General features: G+C 38.2%; 18 protein-coding genes and 3 tRNA genes. 13 read left to right on the forward strand and 8 right to left on the reverse strand.

Annotated features, from left to right (window positions below; translation table 11 throughout):
* Nucleotides 1-151: 151 nt before the first annotated feature.
* Nucleotides 152-670 carry a metallophosphoesterase gene (locus tag KQI66_RS06685; protein WP_216427952.1) on the reverse strand — a complete coding sequence of 173 codons (519 nt, stop codon included), beginning with the start codon at nt 668-670 and terminating at the stop codon, nt 152-154.
* A gap of 1 nt (nt 671) precedes the next feature.
* Nucleotides 672-1,265, reverse strand: a complete 594-nt coding sequence (locus tag KQI66_RS06690; RefSeq protein ID WP_216427953.1) for an XTP/dITP diphosphatase — start codon at nt 1,263-1,265, stop codon at nt 672-674.
* Nucleotides 1,266-1,521: 256 nt separating this feature from the next.
* Between KQI66_RS06690 and KQI66_RS06695 the strand changes: the two genes are divergently transcribed.
* The 3 genes from KQI66_RS06695 to putP all read left to right on the forward strand — a co-directional run bounded on the left by KQI66_RS06695 (nt 1,522) and on the right by putP (nt 6,143).
* Nucleotides 1,522-3,054 (forward strand): S1C family serine protease, encoded by a 1,533-nt coding sequence (locus KQI66_RS06695; protein WP_216427955.1) that lies wholly within the window; start codon nt 1,522-1,524, stop codon nt 3,052-3,054.
* A gap of 212 nt (nt 3,055-3,266) precedes the next feature.
* Entirely contained in the window at nt 3,267-4,472 is a 1,206-nt protein-coding gene (locus KQI66_RS06700; RefSeq protein WP_216427957.1) for a pyridoxal phosphate-dependent aminotransferase, read from the forward strand.
* Between the two features lie 111 nt (nt 4,473-4,583).
* The gene (putP, locus tag KQI66_RS06705) at nt 4,584-6,143 is read left to right on the forward strand and encodes a sodium/proline symporter PutP (RefSeq protein WP_216427959.1); all 1,560 of its coding nucleotides are present in this window, start codon (nt 4,584-4,586) and stop codon (nt 6,141-6,143) included.
* Between the two features lie 20 nt (nt 6,144-6,163).
* Here the strand turns inward: putP and KQI66_RS06710 are convergent, their stop codons facing one another.
* The 4 genes from KQI66_RS06710 to KQI66_RS06725 form a co-directional block, all read right to left on the reverse strand.
* On the reverse strand, nt 6,164-6,343 hold the full coding sequence (locus KQI66_RS06710; RefSeq protein WP_216427961.1) for a hypothetical protein: 180 nt from the start codon (nt 6,341-6,343) through the stop codon (nt 6,164-6,166).
* Nucleotides 6,344-6,518: 175 nt separating this feature from the next.
* Nucleotides 6,519-6,598: transfer RNA gene (locus KQI66_RS06715), tRNA-Leu, on the reverse strand.
* A 122-nt stretch (nt 6,599-6,720) separates the two neighbouring features.
* Nucleotides 6,721-6,794 (reverse strand) — tRNA-Arg (locus KQI66_RS06720).
* Between the two features lie 20 nt (nt 6,795-6,814).
* Nucleotides 6,815-6,885, reverse strand: a tRNA-Gly gene (locus KQI66_RS06725).
* A gap of 254 nt (nt 6,886-7,139) precedes the next feature.
* Between KQI66_RS06725 and KQI66_RS06730 the strand changes: the two genes are divergently transcribed.
* Together KQI66_RS06730 and KQI66_RS06735 are read left to right on the forward strand one after the other, a co-directional pair.
* The gene (locus KQI66_RS06730; protein ID WP_216427963.1) at nt 7,140-7,532 is read left to right on the forward strand and encodes a NifB/NifX family molybdenum-iron cluster-binding protein; all 393 of its coding nucleotides are present in this window, start codon (nt 7,140-7,142) and stop codon (nt 7,530-7,532) included.
* A 14-nt stretch (nt 7,533-7,546) separates the two neighbouring features.
* Complete coding sequence (locus KQI66_RS06735; RefSeq protein ID WP_330655059.1) at nt 7,547-7,735, forward strand: DUF6472 family protein; 189 nt, start codon at nt 7,547-7,549, stop codon at nt 7,733-7,735.
* 36 nt (nt 7,736-7,771) lie between these two features.
* On the opposite strand, the gene KQI66_RS06740 is transcribed toward KQI66_RS06735, so the two are convergent.
* Nucleotides 7,772-8,338, reverse strand: coding sequence for a TetR/AcrR family transcriptional regulator C-terminal domain-containing protein (locus KQI66_RS06740; RefSeq protein WP_330655060.1), 567 nt, complete (start codon nt 8,336-8,338; stop codon nt 7,772-7,774).
* Between the two features lie 164 nt (nt 8,339-8,502).
* Between KQI66_RS06740 and KQI66_RS06745 the strand changes: the two genes are divergently transcribed.
* The 4 genes from KQI66_RS06745 to sigK all read left to right on the forward strand — a co-directional run bounded on the left by KQI66_RS06745 (nt 8,503) and on the right by sigK (nt 15,801).
* Nucleotides 8,503-8,841: a hypothetical protein gene (locus KQI66_RS06745; RefSeq protein WP_216427970.1), complete on the forward strand. Its 339-nt coding sequence runs from the start codon at nt 8,503-8,505 to the stop codon at nt 8,839-8,841.
* Nucleotides 8,828-11,368: an efflux RND transporter permease subunit gene (locus KQI66_RS06750; RefSeq protein ID WP_216427972.1), complete on the forward strand. Its 2,541-nt coding sequence runs from the start codon at nt 8,828-8,830 to the stop codon at nt 11,366-11,368. The genes KQI66_RS06745 and KQI66_RS06750 overlap by 14 nt, the downstream gene beginning before the upstream one ends.
* Complete coding sequence (locus KQI66_RS06755) at nt 11,355-15,026, forward strand: methyl-accepting chemotaxis protein (RefSeq protein ID WP_216427974.1); 3,672 nt, start codon at nt 11,355-11,357, stop codon at nt 15,024-15,026. Before KQI66_RS06750 ends, KQI66_RS06755 begins: the two co-directional genes overlap by 14 nt.
* Before the next feature lie 100 nt (nt 15,027-15,126).
* Nucleotides 15,127-15,801, forward strand: coding sequence for an RNA polymerase sporulation sigma factor SigK (sigK, locus tag KQI66_RS06760; protein WP_253287703.1), 675 nt, complete (start codon nt 15,127-15,129; stop codon nt 15,799-15,801).
* Nucleotides 15,802-15,834: 33 nt separating this feature from the next.
* Here the strand turns inward: sigK and KQI66_RS06765 are convergent, their stop codons facing one another.
* Nucleotides 15,835-16,200: a zinc ribbon domain-containing protein gene (locus KQI66_RS06765; RefSeq protein ID WP_216427978.1), complete on the reverse strand. Its 366-nt coding sequence runs from the start codon at nt 16,198-16,200 to the stop codon at nt 15,835-15,837.
* A gap of 228 nt (nt 16,201-16,428) precedes the next feature.
* Here KQI66_RS06765 and gap point away from each other — a divergent pair, with 228 nt between their 5' ends.
* The 4 genes from gap (at nt 16,429) to KQI66_RS06785 (ending at nt 21,852) form a co-directional block, all read left to right on the forward strand.
* The gene (gap, locus tag KQI66_RS06770; protein ID WP_216427980.1) at nt 16,429-17,436 is read left to right on the forward strand and encodes a type I glyceraldehyde-3-phosphate dehydrogenase; all 1,008 of its coding nucleotides are present in this window, start codon (nt 16,429-16,431) and stop codon (nt 17,434-17,436) included.
* A gap of 685 nt (nt 17,437-18,121) precedes the next feature.
* Entirely contained in the window at nt 18,122-19,273 is a 1,152-nt protein-coding gene (locus tag KQI66_RS06775) for a YkvI family membrane protein (protein ID WP_216427983.1), read from the forward strand.
* Between the two features lie 488 nt (nt 19,274-19,761).
* On the forward strand, nt 19,762-20,550 hold the full coding sequence (locus KQI66_RS06780) for an acyl-CoA dehydratase activase (protein ID WP_216427985.1): 789 nt from the start codon (nt 19,762-19,764) through the stop codon (nt 20,548-20,550).
* 27 nt (nt 20,551-20,577) lie between these two features.
* Complete coding sequence (locus KQI66_RS06785) at nt 20,578-21,852, forward strand: 2-hydroxyacyl-CoA dehydratase subunit D (RefSeq protein WP_216427987.1); 1,275 nt, start codon at nt 20,578-20,580, stop codon at nt 21,850-21,852.
* The last annotated feature ends 13 nt before the right edge of the window (nt 21,853-21,865 follow it).

Here is a 21,865-nt window from a genome sequence, read left to right on the forward strand (position 1 = left end):
TAATGTTGTTAAATAGATTAATTAACACATTATCATAGTAGCACAGTTGTTGAATATTTTAAATAGTATTATGGCGAATACTGTTGAAGATACATATTTTTATATGAAATAGCTAAAAAATTTCATGATAAAATGTATAAAATTTCTATTGCTAAAAGCTTAAAGAGGCTAATTTGCTTATACCGTCATGCCCGATTTTCATTATAACTGCCTCAGCTTTTCTGTTTTCGAAGGTGATAAATGCAAAAGTTTTTTCAACGGAGCTTCTCGGAAGAGATATGCTACCCGGATTCATAATAAGTATTCCGTTTTCATTCTGTAGATATGGCACATGGGTATGTCCGAAAAGTGCAATATCGGCACCGTTTTGTGCGGCAGTATAATACAAGGTATCTGTGTTGTAATATACACGCTGTCTGTGGCCATGAGTCATAAATATTGTATGGCCGGCTATGGGAACCGTTCTTTCTGCCGGACAGCCGTTTTCATAGTCATTGTTTCCGCGTACATTATATATCGGTATATCCGGACAAATGGTTTTAAAGCCGGATATATCCTCTGTGCAGTCGCCGAGATGTATTATTCCGTCAATAACAGAGCTGTATTTTTCGGCAACGGAATACATAGGTTCTGTCCGATAATGGCTGTCCGAAAAAATTAACAGCTTCATATTATAACTCCTTTTCAATGATCGAAACCATTTTGCGGAGAGCCTTTCCTCTGTGGCTTACGGCATTTTTTTCATCGGGAGTAAGCTCCGCGCTTGTCATGCCCTTGGGAGGAAAGAAGAAAATGGGATCATAGCCGAAACCGCCGCATCCGGCAGGCTCTTCGGCTATTCTGCCTTCCATTGTGTCCTTAACGGTTATTACACGACCGTCGGGAAAGGCTGCGGCAACGGCACAAACGAAACGTGCTGTACGCTTTTCTTCGGGAACGCCTTTAAGACGGTCAATAATTATTCTGTTTTTCTCTTCGTAGGGTGTATCATGTCCGAGGTATCTTGCGGAATATATACCGGGCTCGCCATTGAGATAGTCTATAACAAGTCCGCTGTCATCGGAAAGACATAATGTATGGGCAACGTCACAAACGGCTTTTGCCTTTATTGCGGCATTTTCCTCAAAGGTTGTGCCGTTTTCGTCTATGTCAATGTCTATTCCGGCCTCGTGCATTGAGAGAATTTCTACGTTCTTGTGAGCAAGAAGTCTTCTGAATTCTTTCATTTTTCCTTCATTTGATGTGGCAATTATTATTCTTTTCATAGGTAACACTCCTTAACATTTTAAATAATACTGATTATATCAGAATATCGGTATAAATGGAATGCAATGTTGACATACAGACATTTAATATAGTAATATTCGATTATATGTAAATTCATTTTTAAAATACATTTTATTAATGCAATATTTAACTTTTGTTCACATAGAGTTCAAATATCAATACTATAATTCAAAACATAGAAAAGATAATAAGACAATAAAGTATTAAATATAGTTTCAAACGGAGGTTTTAATTATGAGTTGGTATGAAGAGACATCAAAAAACAATGATGAAAACAATAAGAATAACAATGAAAATAACGATATAAAAGCAGAAAACACAAATAATAATGAAGAAATCAACGGAGAATGCAAGGAGAGAACCGTTGATGCACAGGGTTACATAAATTCTGATGATCCGTCACATGTGGAAAATAAGAGTGACAATGTTTATGACAGACCGTTTAACGGAACAACAAGAGAAAGAATAGACGAACCGGCTGCAAAGAGCGAAGCAAAAGAAAATACAGAGGAAAGTAAAGCTGAAAATGAACCGGAAAATAAATCAAACGAAGCATCGGCAGACGGCGGAAAAGAAAAGGTTCCTTATTATGATGTAAAGGTTAAACCGAAAAAGAAAAACAGAACATTCAGCAAAGCCATTGCAGTATGCCTTGTAGTCAGCCTTGGACTTGGTACAGGAATAGGAGCCGGATACGGTTTTTCAAGAGCAATGAACAAAAACAGTAATGTTTCAAGCTATGACGGTGTATTGACAACGACAGCGGCTGCAGTATCTTCATCAAAAGCAAATGCGGCGACTGATGTTATAGCAAATGTGTATAACTCGGTTGTAAGTATAACAACACTTACACAGGGAACAGCAAATTACGGTATGTATTCAATCCCTTATCAGGCAGAAGGAGCAGGCAGCGGTGTTATATTTGCCGAAGATGATTCACTTGTATATGTTGCAACTAACCAGCACGTTATAAATGGTGCAAGCAACATTGCTATTGCCTTTGATGATGCGGAAAATACTATTCCCGCAACAATAGTCGGATATGATGAAACAAGTGACCTTGCGGTTCTTTCGGTAGAAAAATCGGATCTTGAAGCTGTTGGAATTAATAATGTAACAATAGCTGTATTTGATGATTCCGCAGATATTAAACTCGGTGAAAGCGTAATAGCTATCGGCAACTCCCTTGGCGAAGGAAAAACAACAACAGGCGGTATGATAAGTGCTGAAAACAAAACAGTAAATGTTGAAGGCAAAGAGCTTAATGTTATCCAGACTGATGCAGCTATCAATCCCGGTAACAGTGGCGGTGCTCTTGTAAATTATTCAGGTGCTGTAATCGGTATTAATACAGCCAAAACATTCTCAACTTCATCAGGCAGTACAGCAGAAGGTGTCGGCTATGCAATTCCTGCAAGCGTAGCAGTTCCCATTCTTAATGAGCTTAAGGAAAACGGTTCTATTGAAAAACCTTATCTCGGAATTACAGGACAGGATATAACAGACCAGCTTTCAAGCCTTTACAGACTTCCGGTAGGCGTTCTTGTAACATCGGTTATGGACGGAAGCAGTGCGGCAAACGCAGGTATTGTTGAAGGAGATATAATCGTTTCATATAACGGAAAAACAATTCTTAATATGGAATCACTTGTTCAGTGCGTTGATGAAAGCAGTGTAGGTGATCAGGTTAAAATCGGTATTATAAGAAACGGTGATACTTCCGTTGAAGTAACAGCAACACTTGGAAATGTAAATGCACAGCAATGAAATAGATTAATATACATAAAATAAATTTTATAAAGGTCGTTGGAAATATATTTTCAACGGCCTTTTTGTGTGTTAATATAATTTATTATCACATTAAACTAATAGGAAAGTGATTAAAACCTTGAAATTATAACAAGATATGTTATAATAGAAAAACAAATGTGCGTCAGCGACAATACATTTCAACCGAATATACAGGAGGCTTTATTTTTATGACAGAAAATGATTTAACACCCGATTATATAGCGGAAAGAGTTGAAAGACTTCAGGGAGAATCCGCATTTGCTATATTGTCAAAGGCAAATGAGCTCGAGGCAAAGGGAATGAACGTAATTCATCTCGAAATAGGTCAGCCGGATTTCAAAACACCGGAAAATATAATTGATGCCGCAAAAGAGGCAATGTCTGACGGATATACGGGATATGGACCGACTCTCGGATATAATGAACTTAGAGAAGCTGTTGCGGATTATGTAAAGGAATATAAAAATATTGATGCAACAAAGGACAATGTTGTAATAGTTCCGGGTGGTAAACCGACTATGTTCTTTACAATGCTTACACTTGTTGAACCCGGTGATGAGGTTATTTATCCTAATCCCGGATTTCCCATATATGAAAGCTGTATTAAATTTGCAAGAGGCATTCCTGTTCCTATGCCGTTGACTGCCGACAATGATTTCAGACCGGACGTTGAAAAGCTTAAGAGTCTTATAACACCGAAAACAAAGCTTATTATAATAAACAATCCCGGAAATCCTACCGGAGGAATATTTGAAAAAGAGGATATTCTTGCCATTGCCGATATTCTTAAAGACAGACCGGATATATTTGTGCTTTCCGATGAAATATATGACAGACTTATGTATGACGGAGAAACGATTTCCATAGCGTCTATTCCGGAAATGCGTGACAGAACTCTTGTGCTCGATGGATTTTCAAAAACATATGCAATGACAGGCTGGAGAATAGGCTATTGTGTTGCGAATGTGGATATAATCAAGAAGTTTGAAATGATTATGGTAAATTCGGTATCATGTACATGTTCTTTTACCCAGATGGCGGCTGTTGAGGCACTGAAGGGTCCGCAGTATTCCGTTGTAGAAATGAAGAATAAATTCAAGGAAAGAAGAGACTGGCTCGTTAATGCACTGAACGAAATTGACGGTATAAAATGCTGTATGCCGAGAGGAGCGTTTTATGCTTTCCCTGATATTTCGTCATTTGGATTATCAAGCAAGGAGTTTGCGGACAGGCTTCTTGAAGAAGAGGGCATAGCACTTGCATGGGGCACATCATTCGGTGAATACGGCGAAGGACACATACGTATATCCTATGCAACAAGTCTTGAAAATCTTAAAGAAGCAGTTGAAAGATTGAAGAGATTCACATTGAAACTTAAAAATGAAAAGGCATGATATTATATGTAAAATTATTGTATAAATTAAGAGCTTTAAATTTTATTGCAATATTTTACAATATCATGTAAACTATTAGGGTATATTATAATTTATTGGAGGTATTAATTAATGGGGGTTGATTCATTTCAGATACTTATTGCCATGTGCATTTATATGGCGGTAGTAGTAATTATTGGTGTCATATACGCCAAAAGGGCAAACGAAAGTCCGGAAAACTATTTCCTCGGCGGACGTACACTCGGACCATGGGTTGCCGCAATGAGTGCCGAAGCTTCGGATATGAGCGGATGGCTTTTGATGGGACTTCCCGGAGTTGCTTACTGGTGCGGCATAGCCGACGCCATGTGGACAGCAATAGGTCTTGGTATTGGTACATATCTTAACTGGCTTTTTGTTTCAAAAAGACTCAGAAGATACAGCGTTATAAATGAAGCTATTACACTTCCTGAATTCTTTTCAAACAGGTTCAGAGAAGAAAAGAAGGTTGTTCTTACAATAGCGGCTATATTTATTCTTGTTTTCTTCACCGTTTATGCCGGAAGCTGTCTTGTTACATGTGGAAAGCTTTTCTCAACACTTTTCGGAACATCTTATGTAACAATGATGATTCTCGGAGCGGTATTCGTTCTTGTGTATACATTCCTCGGCGGATTCCTTGCAGAGAGCGTATCTGACTTTATGCAGGCAATAATAATGATTATTGTGCTTGTTTTAATTCTCGGCCTCGGTATTTCGCATGCAGGCGGTATAAGCAGTGTAATGGAAAATGTAAAGAGTATTCCCGGATTCTTTGATTTCTTTGGAATAGCAACTCCCGTAACAGAAAACGGAGTACAGGTTGTTGAAAACGGAGCACCGGTATTCGGTGAAGCCGGAACATACAGTATATTGTCAATCTGCTCAACACTTGCTTGGGGTCTTGGATATTTCGGTATGCCTCAGGTACTTCTTCGTTTCATGGCTATCAGAAGCGAAAAAGAGCTTACAATGTCAAGAAGAATAGCTGCTGTATGGGTTGTAATATCACTTGTGGCAGCTGTTACAATCGGTCTTGTCGGAAGAGTTCTTTATCCGACGGCACTCGGATCATCGGCAGAATCGGAAAATATATTTATTCATATGTCAACACAGCTTCTGCCTCCGCTTCTTGCAGGCTTTGCAATGGCAGGAATACTTGCTGCGACAATGAGTTCTTCTGACTCATATCTTCTTATTGCATCATCTGCATTTGCTAAAAACATTTATCAGGGACTTATGAAAAAAGAGGCTACTGATGAAGAGGTTATGAAAATATCAAGAATTACACTTATCGTAATTACTATTGCGGCTATTGTAATAGCTATTGACGAAAACAGTGTAATATTTACAATCGTTTCATTTGCTTGGGCCGGATTCGGTGCAACCTTCGGACCGCTTATGCTGTTCTCTCTTTTCTGGAGAAGAACAAACAGAGCCGGAGCTATTGCCGGAATGGTAAGCGGCGGTGTTATGGTATTTGTATGGAAGCTTTTAATTAAGCCTCTTGGTGGAATTTTCGGTATTTATGAGCTTCTTCCTGCATTCATAATATCATGTATATTCATAGTTGTTGTGTCACTTGCAACAAAAGAGCCTGATAAACAGGTTTTAGATGAATTTGACAGAGCTAAAAATACAGTAATGGACTAAAAAATAGACGGCTGTGCAGGTTAATGCACAGCCGTTTGCTGAGTTGACAAAAAAAGAAGAGGTGTCAAAATGGCACGTCCTCGGTGATTGACTTTTAGTGGTAGGGAATAGTCTTTTTTATATCTTTTGCGGTGATTATCTATGTAGGGCAATGCCGCAAAGATAACTAATAAAAGTGTTAATAATTCCATAGTGTTCATTGGCATTTCCTCCTTTCCGTTTCCGAAAAGGAGGAGAACCATCGGACTATCCCTATCACGTTCTGACTTGATTTAATTCACGTTATAGCATAGTATAACGAATTATAAAAGCGAAAACATCACCTTGATAATACACGAAAAATAAAAAAGTCCCGGAAATTCGGGACTTTTTCGATGCGGTTAACAGGGCTTGAACCTGCACTCTTTCGAATCGGATTCTAAGTCCGACGCGTCTACCAATTCCGCCATAACCGCAAATATATATTGTATTATATATTAAAATAAATACTAAGTAAACATATTTTCATTTACCAAATGTAAAATTATATATCGTTTTTTAAAGAAAAACAGGACTGAATATTCAGTCCTGTACTCATTGAACCAGGAGGGATTCGAACCCCCGACCCACGGCTTAGAAGGCCGTTGCTCTATCCAACTGAGCTACTGATCCATATTTAATTTCATTATAAAAGCGGGTGAAGAGAATCGAACTCTCGTGTTCAGCTTGGAAGGCTGACGTTCTACCATTGAACTACACCCGCATATCTGTTGTTTCTGTTGCTTCGTCAATCAACAATAGCTATTATATATACTACGGATGGATTTGTCAACAACTTTTTTAATTTTTTTGAAAAATTTTTTATTTTGCCGCAAATCTATGTTAAATTACTATATTTCCGCAGGAGTTAAGGAAATTTGATTTATTTGATTAGTTGTGATATACTCATAAAAGAGGCTATAAAGATTTAAACATTTTATATTGCTGCACTAATTATTTTATACTGGAGGTCTTAAAATGAAAATTGCAGTAACACACAACAACGGAGAAATATTTCAGCATTTCGGAAAGTCAGAGCAGTTTAAAATATACTGCATAGAAAACAATAAGATTATTTCTTCCGAAGTAGTAGACACAAACGGAACAGGACACGGAGCACTTGCCGGATTTTTAAAAGATCGCGGAGTTGAGGCAATTATCTGCGGCGGTATCGGTTCGGGTGCTGTAAATGCGCTTGCTGATGCCGGAATTAAGGTATATGGCGGAGTTTCCGGAAACGCCGACAAGGCAGCAGAGGCTCTTGCCGAAGACAAGCTTGTTTATTCATCAGAGGTTAATTGTTCACACCATGACCATAGTGAGGAGCATAACTGTGGAGAACATAACTGCGGTTCACACAGTTGTCATTGAAAAGGGTGGATTGATTGAAAAAAGAAATAAAATCTAATTGCGAAATGTGTGAATACTATATTTATGATGACGAATATGATTCATATTATTGCGATATGGAATTAGATGAAGATGAAATGTATGATTTTGTTACCGGAAATATAGGCAACTGCCATTATTTCAGATATAGAAATGAATACAGATATGTAAATAAGCAAATATAATAAAATGGCTTGCGGTTTGATTTCCGTAAGCCATTTTTAGGTTTCATTTGAATAAAATTCACCGTTAAGCTGAATCTTTATTGTTTTTTCCAGATTTTTTATCAATTCTTCGGGAGTATTTTTAATTTCTCCGTGAAACCAGCATTCAACCATTCCAGCTATTGCGCAGCTGTAAAAATTGATAAGAAAATCCTTATATTCCTTTGTATGTTGAACAGGAGAAATTATGTTTATGTATCTTTCTATTATATCATGTGCATCCGAAACAAAAAGCTTCCTTATATAGTCGTGTCCGACTGAATTTAGTACACACATACATACAGCTCGGTTTTCTTCGAGATATTGGAACATACGCATAAGGCAGTCCTGCCATATGAGCATATCATCGTTGTCCTTTATAAAAGAGGCCTCTTCCTGTTTGAACATCCATTCAAGCTGGTCGTATATATCGTTAAAATGATAATAAAAGGTTTGACGGTTTACTCCGCAATCCTCGCATATTTCGCGTATTGATATTTTATTCAAAGGCTTTTGAGCCATAATTTTTTTTAATGAAGCGGTCAGCATATGCTTTGTTTGATCTGATTTTTTGTCAGGAGTCATTTAATCACCTCGGATATAAAATTATAGCATATTTAACCGTCTTTGCAAACTTTAAAATTACTATACAAAAAATATTTTATGTATAGTAACCATACAAAACATAGAGAATTGTATATGGTTTTTTCGAAGAATTTAAGTAAAATACAATAGTTGGGGGTGTTCATATGTTAGTTGATGATTATATGGTTCAGCTTTACAGTCCTTTGGGAGTAAAAAAAGGATTTCTCGAACTGAATAAAAATGGTTTTGATTTATCGGGACGTTTGGATATACTTAATTCATCATGCAGATTTGATAACGGAGTATCTGACAACAGCAGATACGAATTTAATTGTACATTAAATACTATTATCGGGGATATAAATTTCAGTGTTCATGTATATGAAAAAAACGGCAGACTTTACGGAATGGTTGATACAAATAAAGGCTGTATGGCTGTTACCGGAAAAAAAGTTGATGATACTACGAAATCGGAGGTAGAAGTTTTCGATGAGCAAAAATGACAACGGGGAAGAAAAGCAGAGCTTTATTGAAAAAGTAGCGGCTTTTATTGTTGATAAAAGAAAGGCTTTTTATTTGGTTTATATCGGTCTTGCCATATTTTGTGTAATTTCAAGCGGCTGGGTTAAGGTTGATAACGACCTTACGGATTATCTTCCGGACTCAACCGAAACAAGACGCGGTCTTACACTCATGGATGAGGAGTTTACTACATTCGCTACGGCAAGTGTAATGATAGACAACATATCATATTCGCAGGCTGAAAAAATATCCAAAGACATAGAAGATATAGAAGGCGTAAAACAGGTTGAATTTGATGAAACAGAAGATCATTTTAAAGATGCGTCGGCACTTTTTTCGGTTACATTCGACGGAGAGAGCGACAACCCTTTGTGCCAGACAGCTTTGGACGAAATAACAAATGATCTCAGCGATTATGACTTATATGTAAACAGCGACGTCGGTGACCAGCATGCGGAAGAAATAGACAAAGAGATGCAGACGGTTATGATGATTGCCGTTTGCATCATACTTGCGGTTCTTATATTTACATCTCATACATATATGGAAATACCGGTGCTCGGCCTTACATTCGGTATGGCGGCACTTATAAATAAAGGTACAAACTATATGTTTGGAACAATATCCTTTATTTCGAACTCGGTTGCGATAGTTCTTCAGCTTGCACTTGCCATTGACTATGCCATTATTCTCTGCCACAGATATACAGAGGAACGTGAGCATATGGAGGCAAGAGAGGCAACAATAACGGCACTCAGTAAGGCTATTCCGGAAATAAGCGGAAGTTCGCTTACAACATTGTCCGGTCTTGCGGCTATGACATTCATGCAGTTCAAAATAGGCTACGATATGGGTATCATACTTATAAAGGCTATCATAATAAGCCTTTTGTGCGTATTCACTCTTATGCCCGGTCTGCTTATGTCGTTCAGCTCGCTTATAGACAGAACTCATCATAGAAGCTTTGTGCCGAAGATAACAAAATGGGGACATTTTGCTGTTAAATCAAGATATGTCATGCCTCCTATTTTTGCGGTTTTGCTTATTCTCGGCTTTGTATTTTCAAATAAATGTCCGTATGTATATGGTTACAGTACTCTTACTACATATGTGGAAAGCGATTCGCATAAAGCGGAACGAATTATTGATGAAACCTTCGGAAGTACAAACACAATAGCTATGCTCGTTCCGACAGGGGATTATGATACCGAAGGAAAGCTGTTGCGAGAGCTTGAAAAAATGGACGAGGTTGATTCGGTTCTCGGACTTGCTAATGTGGAGGCTATGGATGGATATGTGCTGACAGATAAGCTTACGCCACGACAATTTTCGGAGTTGGCAGATGTTGATATTGAAGTTGCAAGGCTTTTGTATTCGGCATATGCTGTTGACGGCGAAACATACGGAAAAATTGTAAGCGGAATAGACAGCTACGGTGTACCGCTTATTGATATGTTTTCGTTCCTTTATGACCAGATGCAGGAAGGATATGTTTCCTTTGATGATGATATGACAAAGGATATTGAGGATCTTAACGATCAGCTTTCTGATGCAAAGCTACAGCTTAAGGGTGAGAATTACAGCCGCTTTGTAATACAGCTCAATATCCCGGAGGAGGATCAGAAAACCTTTGATTTCCTTACTACTCTCCATGAAACAGCGGCTAAATATTATGATGAAGGCTGTGTGCTTGTCGGAGATTCAACAAGTGATTTAGACCTTTCTTCATCGTTTGCAACAGATAACGTAATGGTAAGTGTTCTTTCTGTAGTATTCGTTATAATAATACTGCTGTTCACATTCCAGTCGGCAGGTATACCGGTATTGCTTATATTGGTTATACAGGGAAGCGTATGGATAAACTTCTCCTTCCCTTATCTGATGAAGAGCAATCTGTTTTTTATGAGTTACCTTGTTGTCAGCTCAATTCAGATGGGTGCCAATATCGACTACGCTATCGTAATAACAAACCGTTATACGGAGCTTAAAAAACATATGCCCATTAAAGAGGCTATTGTTGAAACGCTTAACCAGGCATTCCCGACAATCATTACATCTGGTTCGATTCTTGCGGCAGCTGGTATACTTATCGGCTTCCTTTCATCGGACGGATGTATTTCATCAATCGGTATATGCCTTGGACGAGGAACAATCATATCAATAGGACTTGTTATGGCTATTCTTCCACAGCTGCTTATACTCGGTGATATTATCATTGAAAAAACAGCGTTTACACTCAAAAAGCCTGCTATCATACAGACAAGAACAGGCAGTATGCGTGTTGACGGCCATGTAAAGGGATATATTTCCGGTATGGTTGATGGTAACTTTACTGGTACTCTCAACGGTACAATAAATGCAAAAATTGAATCCGGTACGGTTGAAAGCACTGATCCGTTAATGATTGCGGATAAAAAGAAAAAAGAAAATTCTGAAGACATTAAAGAAAATATAGAAGAAACAGAAAAATCAAACGAAAAGGAGGCGGAACAGAATGAGAAATATTGATAATAAAAAGAGCTTTTTAAATACATTAATGGCTTTTATATTAACATTCATAATGATATTTTCCGAGGTTACGCCTGCTTTGGCAGAGGCAATAAACATAAGCGGCTCCGTATATAAAATAAGTACGACAGATGAATTTGAGGAGTTTGCAAAAAAATGCTCGCTTGATACATGGTCAAAGGGCAAGACATTTATGCTTGAAAATGATATTGACCTTACAGGCAGCGGTTTTACAAGTATTCCAACCTTTGCCGGAACGTTTGACGGAAACGGACACAATATAGTAGGCTTTGAGCTTTCGGAATCCGGTTCACAGCAAGGACTTTTCAGGTATATTCAGAAGGATGCTGTTGTTAAAAACCTTATGGTTATAGGAAGTGTTATTCCCGGCGGCAGTAAAAATGTTGTCGGTGGCATAGTCGGAGATAACTCCGGTTCGGTTATTGATTGTACATTTGCCGGTGTTGTTAGCGGTGAAACAACCGTCGGCGGTATAGCCGGAATTAACAACGAAGACGGAACGGTTTCCGGCTGTGAAGCAAGAGGCTCCGTAAAAGGAAAGAAAAACACAGGCGGTATAGTCGGAAAAAATCTCGGCACTGTTGCAAAATCGACATCATCATGCAGTATAAACACAACATCGGAGGATATAAAAAGCTCACTTGCCAATATAGATTTAGATGTTGACTTAAGTACAGTAATAAGTAATATAAATGAGAGCGATTCATCTGATGAATCCGATTTTGCACTCAGCAGTCATACAGACACAGGCGGTATAGTAGGCTATTCAAGCGGCATTATACAGGACTGCGTTAATAGCGGAATAATAGGCTATCAGCACATGGGATATAATGTCGGCGGTATAGTCGGCAGACAGTCCGGCTATATTTCCGGCTGTACAAATGAAGGCAAGGTTTATGGACGAAAAGATGTCGGCGGTATAGCCGGACAGACAGAGCCGTATATACTTGTCACTCTTTCCGAGGATTCTCTTACAAGATTGCAGAATGAGCTTGATAAAATGCAGAGCATGATAAACTATATGCTTGACAGGGCAGAAACTACTTCTGATGATGTATCAAACCGTCTTACGGCAATATCGGATTATGCCGATTCTGCAAGAGAAAGCACAAAGGTTATATTTGATGAAGGCACTGATTTCGTTGATGATAATATTGATGAAATCAATGACATAGGAACGACCTTATCGGATTCGCTTGATAAAATGGTTGACATTCTCAATGACGTTGAAGCATCATCTGATGCGCTTACAAAGGCGATAAGCCAGCTTAAGAAAAGTGTATCAAAGCTTTCGGATGCGGCTGATTCGGCAAAGGGAACATCAAAGGATGCGGAAAAGGCTTTTGATGATCTTGAGGACGCAAACAACGCTATTAAGGATGCAGTCGGCAATGTAAGAGATGCACTTGATGAGCTTTCCAAGGCACTTGTTGCGGACGGAGATAACGAAGAGGCAATAAGAGATGCGGTTGATAAGCTTACAAACAGTACAAACGGAGCTTTGACCGAGCTTGGAAAGGCTATCGGAAATGCAGATATGGCAATAAGCCAGATAATAAATCTTATCAAAAGCGGAACAATATTCCCTGATGATGAAACAAAGCAGGAAATATTGAATACACTGACAAATCTCAGCACAGCACTCAAGGATATGAACGGCTATATTGCTGATGCCGCAAATTCACTTGGCTTTATTGTTAAGAATACACATATAGATTGGGCAACTGTGAAGGACGCTTTCAAATCCCTAAGTGGAGTTATAGGCTCGATAAAGGACGCAGCTTCGTCGGTTAGTGCGGCAATTAAGCACTTAAAAGACGTTATGGACGGTCTTAAGGATATATCCGGTGATTTGGGCAGTGCCTTTGACAAAATGGCAGATTCGCTCGGAACAATGTCAAAAGCCTCAGGCTATCTTACCGATGCAGTCGGTGGTTTAAGAGATTTAACAGAAGACCTTGCTAATGAGGATCCAATACATTTCAGAGATCTGGGTGAAGATTTCCGTGATGCAGGAAATAATCTTAATTCAACGCTTGCGAGTATTTCCGATGAAATAGACGGGCTTAACGAATCGATTAATTCATCAACAAAGGATATACTGAATGATGTTAAGGCAATAAATAATCAGTTCAATGTAATTATGGACATAATGATTGATGCCATTCTTGATATAACGGATAATTCCGGCGATGGAGTATCTGATTATATTCAGGATACATCTGACGAAAACATAAGTGCAACAAAACTCGGAAAAATTAAGGATTGTGTGAATAACGGAATAATAGAGGCTGATAAAAATGTCGGTGGTATTGCCGGAACAATGGGCATTGAATTTGACCTTGATCCCGAGGATGATTTATCGGACAGCAACATATTCAAAAATTCATATGAAACAAAGTCTATTCTCGAAAGCTGTACAAATAATGCAAAAATAACGGGCAAAAAGGATTGTATAGGCGGTATTTCGGGAAGAATGGACCTCGGAACTGTGCTTTACTGCGAAAACTACGGAGATGTCGAAAGTATAGACGGTGATTATGTCGGCGGCGTTATAGGAAGAACAGAATCTCCGGTAAGATTCAATTATGCTAAATGTATAATAAGCGGACTTAATTATGTCGGAGGTATTACCGGCAGCGGAACAGAAATTAAGAATTGTGCTGCTATCGTAACAATAGACAATTCAGACGAATGCAAGGGTGCTATATCCGGATATGCAGATATGAGTGACAGTGAAATAGAAAACAACTACTTTGTAAGTGACGAAATTGCCGGGATTGACGGAATAAGCTATTCGGGTAAGGCCGAACCTGTTGATTATGATACACTTTGCGGCATAGACGGCATTCCGGACCAGTTCTTGAGCTTTAATATTACTTTCAAAGCCGGAGAAAAAATTGTTGAGGTTATACCTGTAAGATATGGTGAAAGACTTTATTCCGCAGAGCTTCCGGAGGTTCCGGAAAAGGATGGCTGTTACGGTGAATGGCCGGCAGAGGCAACAGAAAAGGTTACAGACAGCTTCACTGCTGAGGCAGAATATGCCGACTGGGTGACAGTTGTAGCAAGCAATCGTACACAGGACGACGGTAAAAAAGCACTTGCTCTTGCCGAAGGTGAATTTACGGATAAGGCTGTGCTTGATGTAACAGACAGTGACATTGAACCACCTAAAGAGGCTAAATTTAAGGATAATGTAAACGTATGGAATATTTCGCTTATAGGAACAGATCTTACATCTTATGATGTCGTTCCGATAAGGCTTCTCAATATCGGCGGCGGAAAAGCCAAGGTTTGGAAGCTCGACGGTATGGAATGGAAAGAAGCTGACTTTACCGTAAACGGACATTATCTCAAGCTGAAAATGGACGGAACAAATGCAACATATTGTATTGCCGCTTCGTCAACAGGGATAAGCAAGGAATCTATGATTGGCGGATGTTTGCTTTTGGCTGCTCTTGCTGTGTTTGTTATAAAACGAATTAAAAAGAAAAATAAAAAGAACGGAAATACAAAGTCAAAGGCAGATAAGCCTTTGAAGAAAATGAAAATCAAGGAAAAGACTAAGAATATTAAGGCAAAAGTCGGCGAAAAGAAGTCGCATATATTCAATAAAGATAAAAAAGAAGATTAAATAAAGATGAACCTACTTTCGAATTTATTTTGGAAGCAGGTTCATTTTTTATGTTTTTTGAATATTATATATATGACCGTTAGTTTAAGAGGTGAACGGTTTGGGTGTATTCTTTAACGGAATCGGTAATGTATCGTTTCCAAAACCATTAAGCGAAGAAGAAGAAATACGCCGCATTAAAGAATACAAAAACGGAAGTTTAGAGGCAAGAAATATACTGATTGAGCATAATTTAAGATTAGTTGCACATATATCGAAAAAATATATATCGGCTGTTAAATTGAGCTCTGCGGATTTTGATGATTTGGTTTCGATAGGAACGATAGGGCTGATAAAAGGGATTGATTCTTTTAATCCCAAAAAAAATGTCAGAGTTGTTACCTACGTTTCAAGGTGCATAGAAAACGAAATACTGATGTATATAAGAAGTACAAAAAAATCAATCGGTGATATTTTTTTGCAGGATCCTGTCGGACATGATTTTGACGGAAACGAAATAACGGTTATGGATGTAATAAGGTCGGAGGAGAATCCTGTTCCGGATGAAGTAGGACAAAGAATTGAAATGGCAGATATAATAAACAAAATGAAAGATGTGCTTAACGAAAGAGAACTGCTTATATTGAAAATGAGGTACGGACTTTACAGCGGCGAAGAAATAACACAACGTGAAATTGCCGATATGCTCGGAATTTCAAGATCATATGTTTCGAGAATAGAAAAAAAGGCACTTAAAAAGATAAATGATGCCGTAAAAAGCGGCTCAAAAAAATGAAGCCCCTGTAAGGGACTTCGTACATAGTCTGTTTTAAAGCTTTCTTCCGCAATGTGGGCAGTAATCAAAATTGCTGTCAACGGTACTTCCGCAGTTAGGGCATTTTCTTATATAATTTCCGTTGCTGTATGGTGTTAAATCATCGGAGGTTATTACCACATCTTCTCCTCTCGCAACTGCTTTTCCTTTTTCTTCATTTAATGTATAAACCGAACCACAGCACTGCATTTCAACGTAGTATTGCTTATTCCATTTAAAAACCGGAATAAAAAATAAGCTCAAGCACATATAAGTCATATATACAACAGCTTTTCCGGCGTTTCCGCAGTTAGGACATATTATTTGGACAAGCTGTTCAAATTTTTTTGTTCCAGGAGTAATACCCATCATAAAGAACATGAAATCACCTCAGTATTATTTTATTACTATATTCAGTTCAGTACAAGTAAAAACCATGAATAAAAATATAATAAATATGAGATATTAAATGTAAATTTTATATTTTGTGAAGAAAAAGATAATTTCAAATATATAAAATAGTATTTAATATGTACAGGTTTTGTGATATAATTTCTATGTTCGAGAAATTAATTTTTAATAAGTAAGATTAATTAGGAGGAATAATTTATGGTAAAAGTAGGTATTAATGGATTTGGACGTATCGGAAGACTTGTTCTTCGTGCATCTCTCACAAGAGATGATGTTCAGGTTGTTGCTATCAACGATCCTGCAATTAGTGTTGATTATATGGTTTATATGATGAAATATGACTCAGCACAGGGCAGATTCAACGGTGAAGTTTATGCCAAAGACGGAAAACTTGTTGTAAACGGAAAAGAAATTACTGTATATGCACTTTTCAATCCCGAAGAAATTCCTTGGAGAGATACAGGCGTTGAATATGTTGTTGAATCAACAGGACTTTTCACAACAACAGAAAAAGCGTCTGCTCATTTAAAGGGTGGTGCAAAGAAGGTTGTTATATCAGCTCCGTCATCGGATGCTCCTATGTTTGTTATGGGTGTAAACCAGGACAAGTATACAAAGGACATGACTGTTATTTCAAACGCATCATGCACAACAAACTGCCTTGCTCCTCTTACAAAGGTTATCAACGACAACTTTGGTATTGTTGAAGGACTTATGACAACAGTTCATTCAACAACAGCTACACAGAAAACAGTTGACGGACCTTCAAAGAAAGACTGGAGAGGCGGACGTGCTGCTTCTGCAAACATTATTCCTTCATCAACAGGTGCTGCTAAGGCTGTAGGAAAAGTTATTCCCGAACTTAACGGAAAGCTTACAGGTATGAGCTTCCGTGTTCCTACAATCGACGTATCAGTTGTTGACCTTACTTGCAGACTTGCAAAACCTGCAACATATGAAGAAATTAAGGCTGCTGTTAAGAAAGCATCAGAAGGCGAGCTTAAAGGAATTCTTGACTATACAGAAGATGATGTAGTATCAAGCGATTTCCTCGGAGATCCTCATACATCAATCTTTGATGCTAAAGCAGGTATCGCTCTTAATGATAACTTTGTAAAACTCGTTTCATGGTACGACAATGAATGGGGTTATTCAAACAAGGTTGTTGATTTAATCAGCTATATTTCAAAGGTAGACGCTAAATAAAAAATCAGCAAAATGACTATTTGCCGCCTTCGGTTATTACCGAGGGCGGTTTTTGCATACATACATAATCTGTGTCATATGTTTATACGGTCAAGATATGTTGTCCGATGTACAATGATTTGAAAAAAATGCAAAATTCCTTAAGTAATAACATGTGTTGATAAAACCTAATGAACTAAAATATGTTAAAAATCACATACTTATTTTAGACAAACAGTATTGTTATATGAGGATTATTTTATTGAAAATCAATTTTTGAAAAGGATTTAGTTAAAAAAATTACAACAAAAATCGGTTTTTGAACGGAGCAGAGCACAAAAATATGAACATCAAGCATAATACATTTATCTTAAATCATCTGAAAATAAGCAATTTTTAACATATAATATTTTTTACTTATGCATTTGTATATTTATAAGGGCAAAATTTGGTGAAATAGCCGATTGAAAAAATATTAACGATAAGGTAATATCAATACATCATTGGGTAATGTCATAGGACATAGGACATGGAAATCCTTATGATTATGGTAATTCAATTTTTAGCTGAATTAATGATGGCCATCAATATGAAAGCTGACCAATGCAGATTTATCGGAATTATACTATACATATTTAAATTGATAAATCCTAAGCATTAGGAGTTACTTGTACTTTTACAATTTTAAAATGGGGTGTGAATTTATATGTCAGGTGTAGATACTAAAAAGGCATCATTTGCAACATTATTCTCAGTAGCATCTGTATGGTTTGGATCACATGCCGGCGGCGGTTTCGCAACTGGTAACCAGGCTACACAGTACTATGTACAGTATGGTTGGTTTGCTCCTATCTTTGCTGTTATTTCAATGGCAATCCTTGCTCTCGTTGCAAGAGAAGCAATCACAATGTGTAACAACCATGGTTTCAACAACTACAAAGAGCTCTTCGAAGAAATGTGGGCTCCTTATTCAAAGCTTGAAATTCTCTTTGAGATTTATTTCATGATCATCGTTATCTGTGCCGTTTCAGCCGCTATCGCAGGTTGTGCTTCACTTCTTGTTGACTACGGTATTCCTTACGGCGTAGGTGTTACAATTATCGGTATCTTGGTACTTATCCTTGTTATGTTCGGTGCAGGCCTTGTTGCTAAAGCATCAGCAGCAATGTCAGCTGTAATCCTTATCTGCGTATTCATTATCTTTATCTTAGGTATCGCAGGCAGAACAGAACAGCTTGGACAGGTTTACAGCGCTATGGAATCTAACCACGTTGGTACAGCTATCTGGAAAGTATTTGTATATGCTGGTTTCCAGTCAGTTATGATCCCTGCACTCGTTGGTGCTGGTACAGTTCTTAAGACAAGAAAGAATGCTTCAAGAGCTTGCTTCCTTGGCTTCCTTATGAACGGTCTTGCTCTTGGTATCAGCTGCGTAATGCTTATCGGTTGGTACAACACAGGTGCAGACAGCTACCTTGCAACAGAAAACTTAACACTTCCTACTATCTATATTTGCAGACAGTTAGGTGTTAGTGTTCTTGAAATCGTTTACGCAATAGCTCTTTTCCTCTGCTTCTTATCAACATGTGTAACATCAGTTTACGGTCTTATTCCTCGTTTCCAGGGAACAAAGGCATTTAAGAGCATGAATCCTAAAGTTAGCTCATTCGTAATCGCTTTAATCGCTATCGTAATTTCAATGGCATTCTCAATGGTTGGTCTTACAAACGTTATCAAATACGGTTACAACTATTGTGGTATCCTTGGTGTATTCATCATCGTTTTACCTATGCTTATAATCGGCTTCAAGAAGAACAAAAAGTTCCTTAGCGAGCATCCCGAATATGTTGGCGAATAATTAAAAAAATGAAGAGAACCGCTTATGCGGTTCTCTTTTTGTATATGAAAAATGTATTGCTAATTTTGTCTAAAATAAAGCAAAGTTTTAAATTTACATTAATTTGAAATTAAATAATTTAGTATTTAATTTAGTCAATTTTTCCTTTATGCAATATGTAAAATTTAATGTGAATGTGTTATTGTACATAATATCTAAGACATAAGGGGTGCTTTTAGGTTATTTTCTATATGATAAATTACCAACATTTACGCTTTTATTGATTGACAATTATTAATCAAATGAGTACAATAGATTATAGGGTTTGGGAAATAATGTCCGTAGTGATATTATGTCTTACCCGGTGAAATATATCGCTTTAGGCAACATACAGACTGTATTTTGCGAGGAACTTACGGTCTGTAAGGATACATTTGCGGGAAACCGATGAATGTCCCCTGATGGTTACCGATTGCTTGGCGGTTAATTACTGGAGGAGGTTTTTATTTATGTACACAATGGGTGTTGACGTCGGTTCTGCATCATCTAAGGTTGTAATTCTTGAAGACGGCAATCGTGTCGTAACTTCAAAGGTTGTTCAGCTTGGTACTGGTTCAACTGGTCCTCAGAAGGTTCTTGAAGAAGCACTTGCTGAGAGCGGACTTAAAATGGAAGATATGGCAAAGGTAGTAGCAACAGGTTATGGTCGTTTCTCTTTTGAACAGGCCGATAGACAGGTTAGTGAAATCAGTTGCCATGCTAAAGGTGTTTATCATCTTATACCTACAGCAAGAACAATCATTGATATTGGCGGACAGGATGCAAAAGCTATTAAACTTGATGAAAAAGGTGGCGTAAGCCAGTTCTTTATGAACGATAAATGTGCTGCTGGTACAGGTCGTTTCATCGATGTTATGGCAAGAGTTCTTGAAGTAACAATTACAGAAATGCAGGATTACGATGCAAAAGCAACAGAAGCCGCACCTATAAGCAGTACTTGTACAGTATTCGCCGAGTCAGAGGTTATTTCTCAGTTATCTCAGGGTACTTCAAAGGAAAACATCATCGCAGGTGTTCATCAGTCAGTAGCCGTTAAAGCTTGCGGCCTTGCTTTCAGAGGCGGCATAACTCCTGACGTTGTAATGAGCGGTGGTGTTGCACAGAACGCCGGTGTTGTTCGTGCTATCAGCAGAGAATTAAAACAGCCGGTAATCGTAGCTCCCAATTCACAGGTAGCAGGCGCACTCGGTGCAGCCTTATACGCATATGAGGATGCGTTAAAAGCTATGAAAAAATAATCAGACTAAAAGAAAGAGGGATTAAACATGAGCGAAGCAGTAGATTTCAGTACAATGACTTCAAAACAGTTGTTAGGTTATTTCCAGGAAAAAGCTTATTCTGATTCTTATAATGCACATGAAAACGGACAGCTTATCTGCTGGTCATCTTCAATTGCACCTTCAGAATTTTGTGAGGTTATGGATATAGTTATGCTTTATCCTGAAAACCATGCAGCAGCTATCAGTGCTAAGAAATATGCTGAAACAATCATTAACATATCAGAAAGCAAAGGATACGATGTTGACCTTTGTGCATATTCAAGAGTAAATCTTGGTTACATGGAACTTCTTAAGGAAGAAGCTATCACAGGCGTTACACCTGAAGCTCTTGCTAACTGTCCGGCACCTAGAATGCCCCTTCCTGACCTTGTAATCACATGTAACAATATCTGTAACACACTTCTTAAATGGTATGAGAACCTTGCAGTTTCTCTTAACATTCCTTACATCATCATCGACGTTCCTTACAACCACACAATGCCTGTATCACAGCATGCTAAGGAATACATCGTTGATCAGTTCAAGTACTGCATCAAACAGCTTGAGGACGTTTGCGGTAAACCTTTCGACTATGACAAGTTCGTTAAGGTTCAGGAGCAGACACAGCGTTCAGTAGCTGCTTGGGACAGAGCTATGGGAATGTGTGCTCATACACCTTCACCTATGAACGGTTTCGATATGTTCAACTACATGGGACTTATCGTTTGTGCAAGATCAAAACATGATACAGAAGTTACATTCAACAGACTTTACGAAGAACTTTCAGAGCATGTAAAGAACGGTACATCAACATTCAAGGGTGTTGAAAAATTCCGTACAGCTTGGGAAGGTATCGCTGTATGGCCTTACCTTGGAGCTACATCAAAGCCTCTTAAAGCTCTCAACTGTAACGTTGTTGGTTCTACATATCCCGGTGCTTGGTCAATCCATTATGAAGTTGGTGACCTTGAAGCTATGGCTGCTGGTTACTCAAAGATGTACAGCAACACATGTCTTGAAAACAAAGTTGATGTTATCAGCACAGTTCTTGAGACAACACATTGTACAGGTATCACATACCACCTTAACAGAAGCTGTAAGCTTATGGACTTCCTTAATGTAGAAACAGCTGAACTCGTTAAAGAGAGAACAGGCGTACCTTATGTAAGTTTCGATGGTGACCAGGCTGACCCTCGTGCATTCTCACCTGCACAGTATGAGACACGTGTTCAGGCACTTGCAGAAATCATGGAACAGAACGCACAGGAATCAGCTAACTAAGGAGGGGTTTATA

This window comes from Anaerotignum sp. MSJ-24 (assembly GCF_018918145.1).
Lineage (GTDB): Bacteria > Bacillota > Clostridia > Lachnospirales > Anaerotignaceae > Metalachnospira.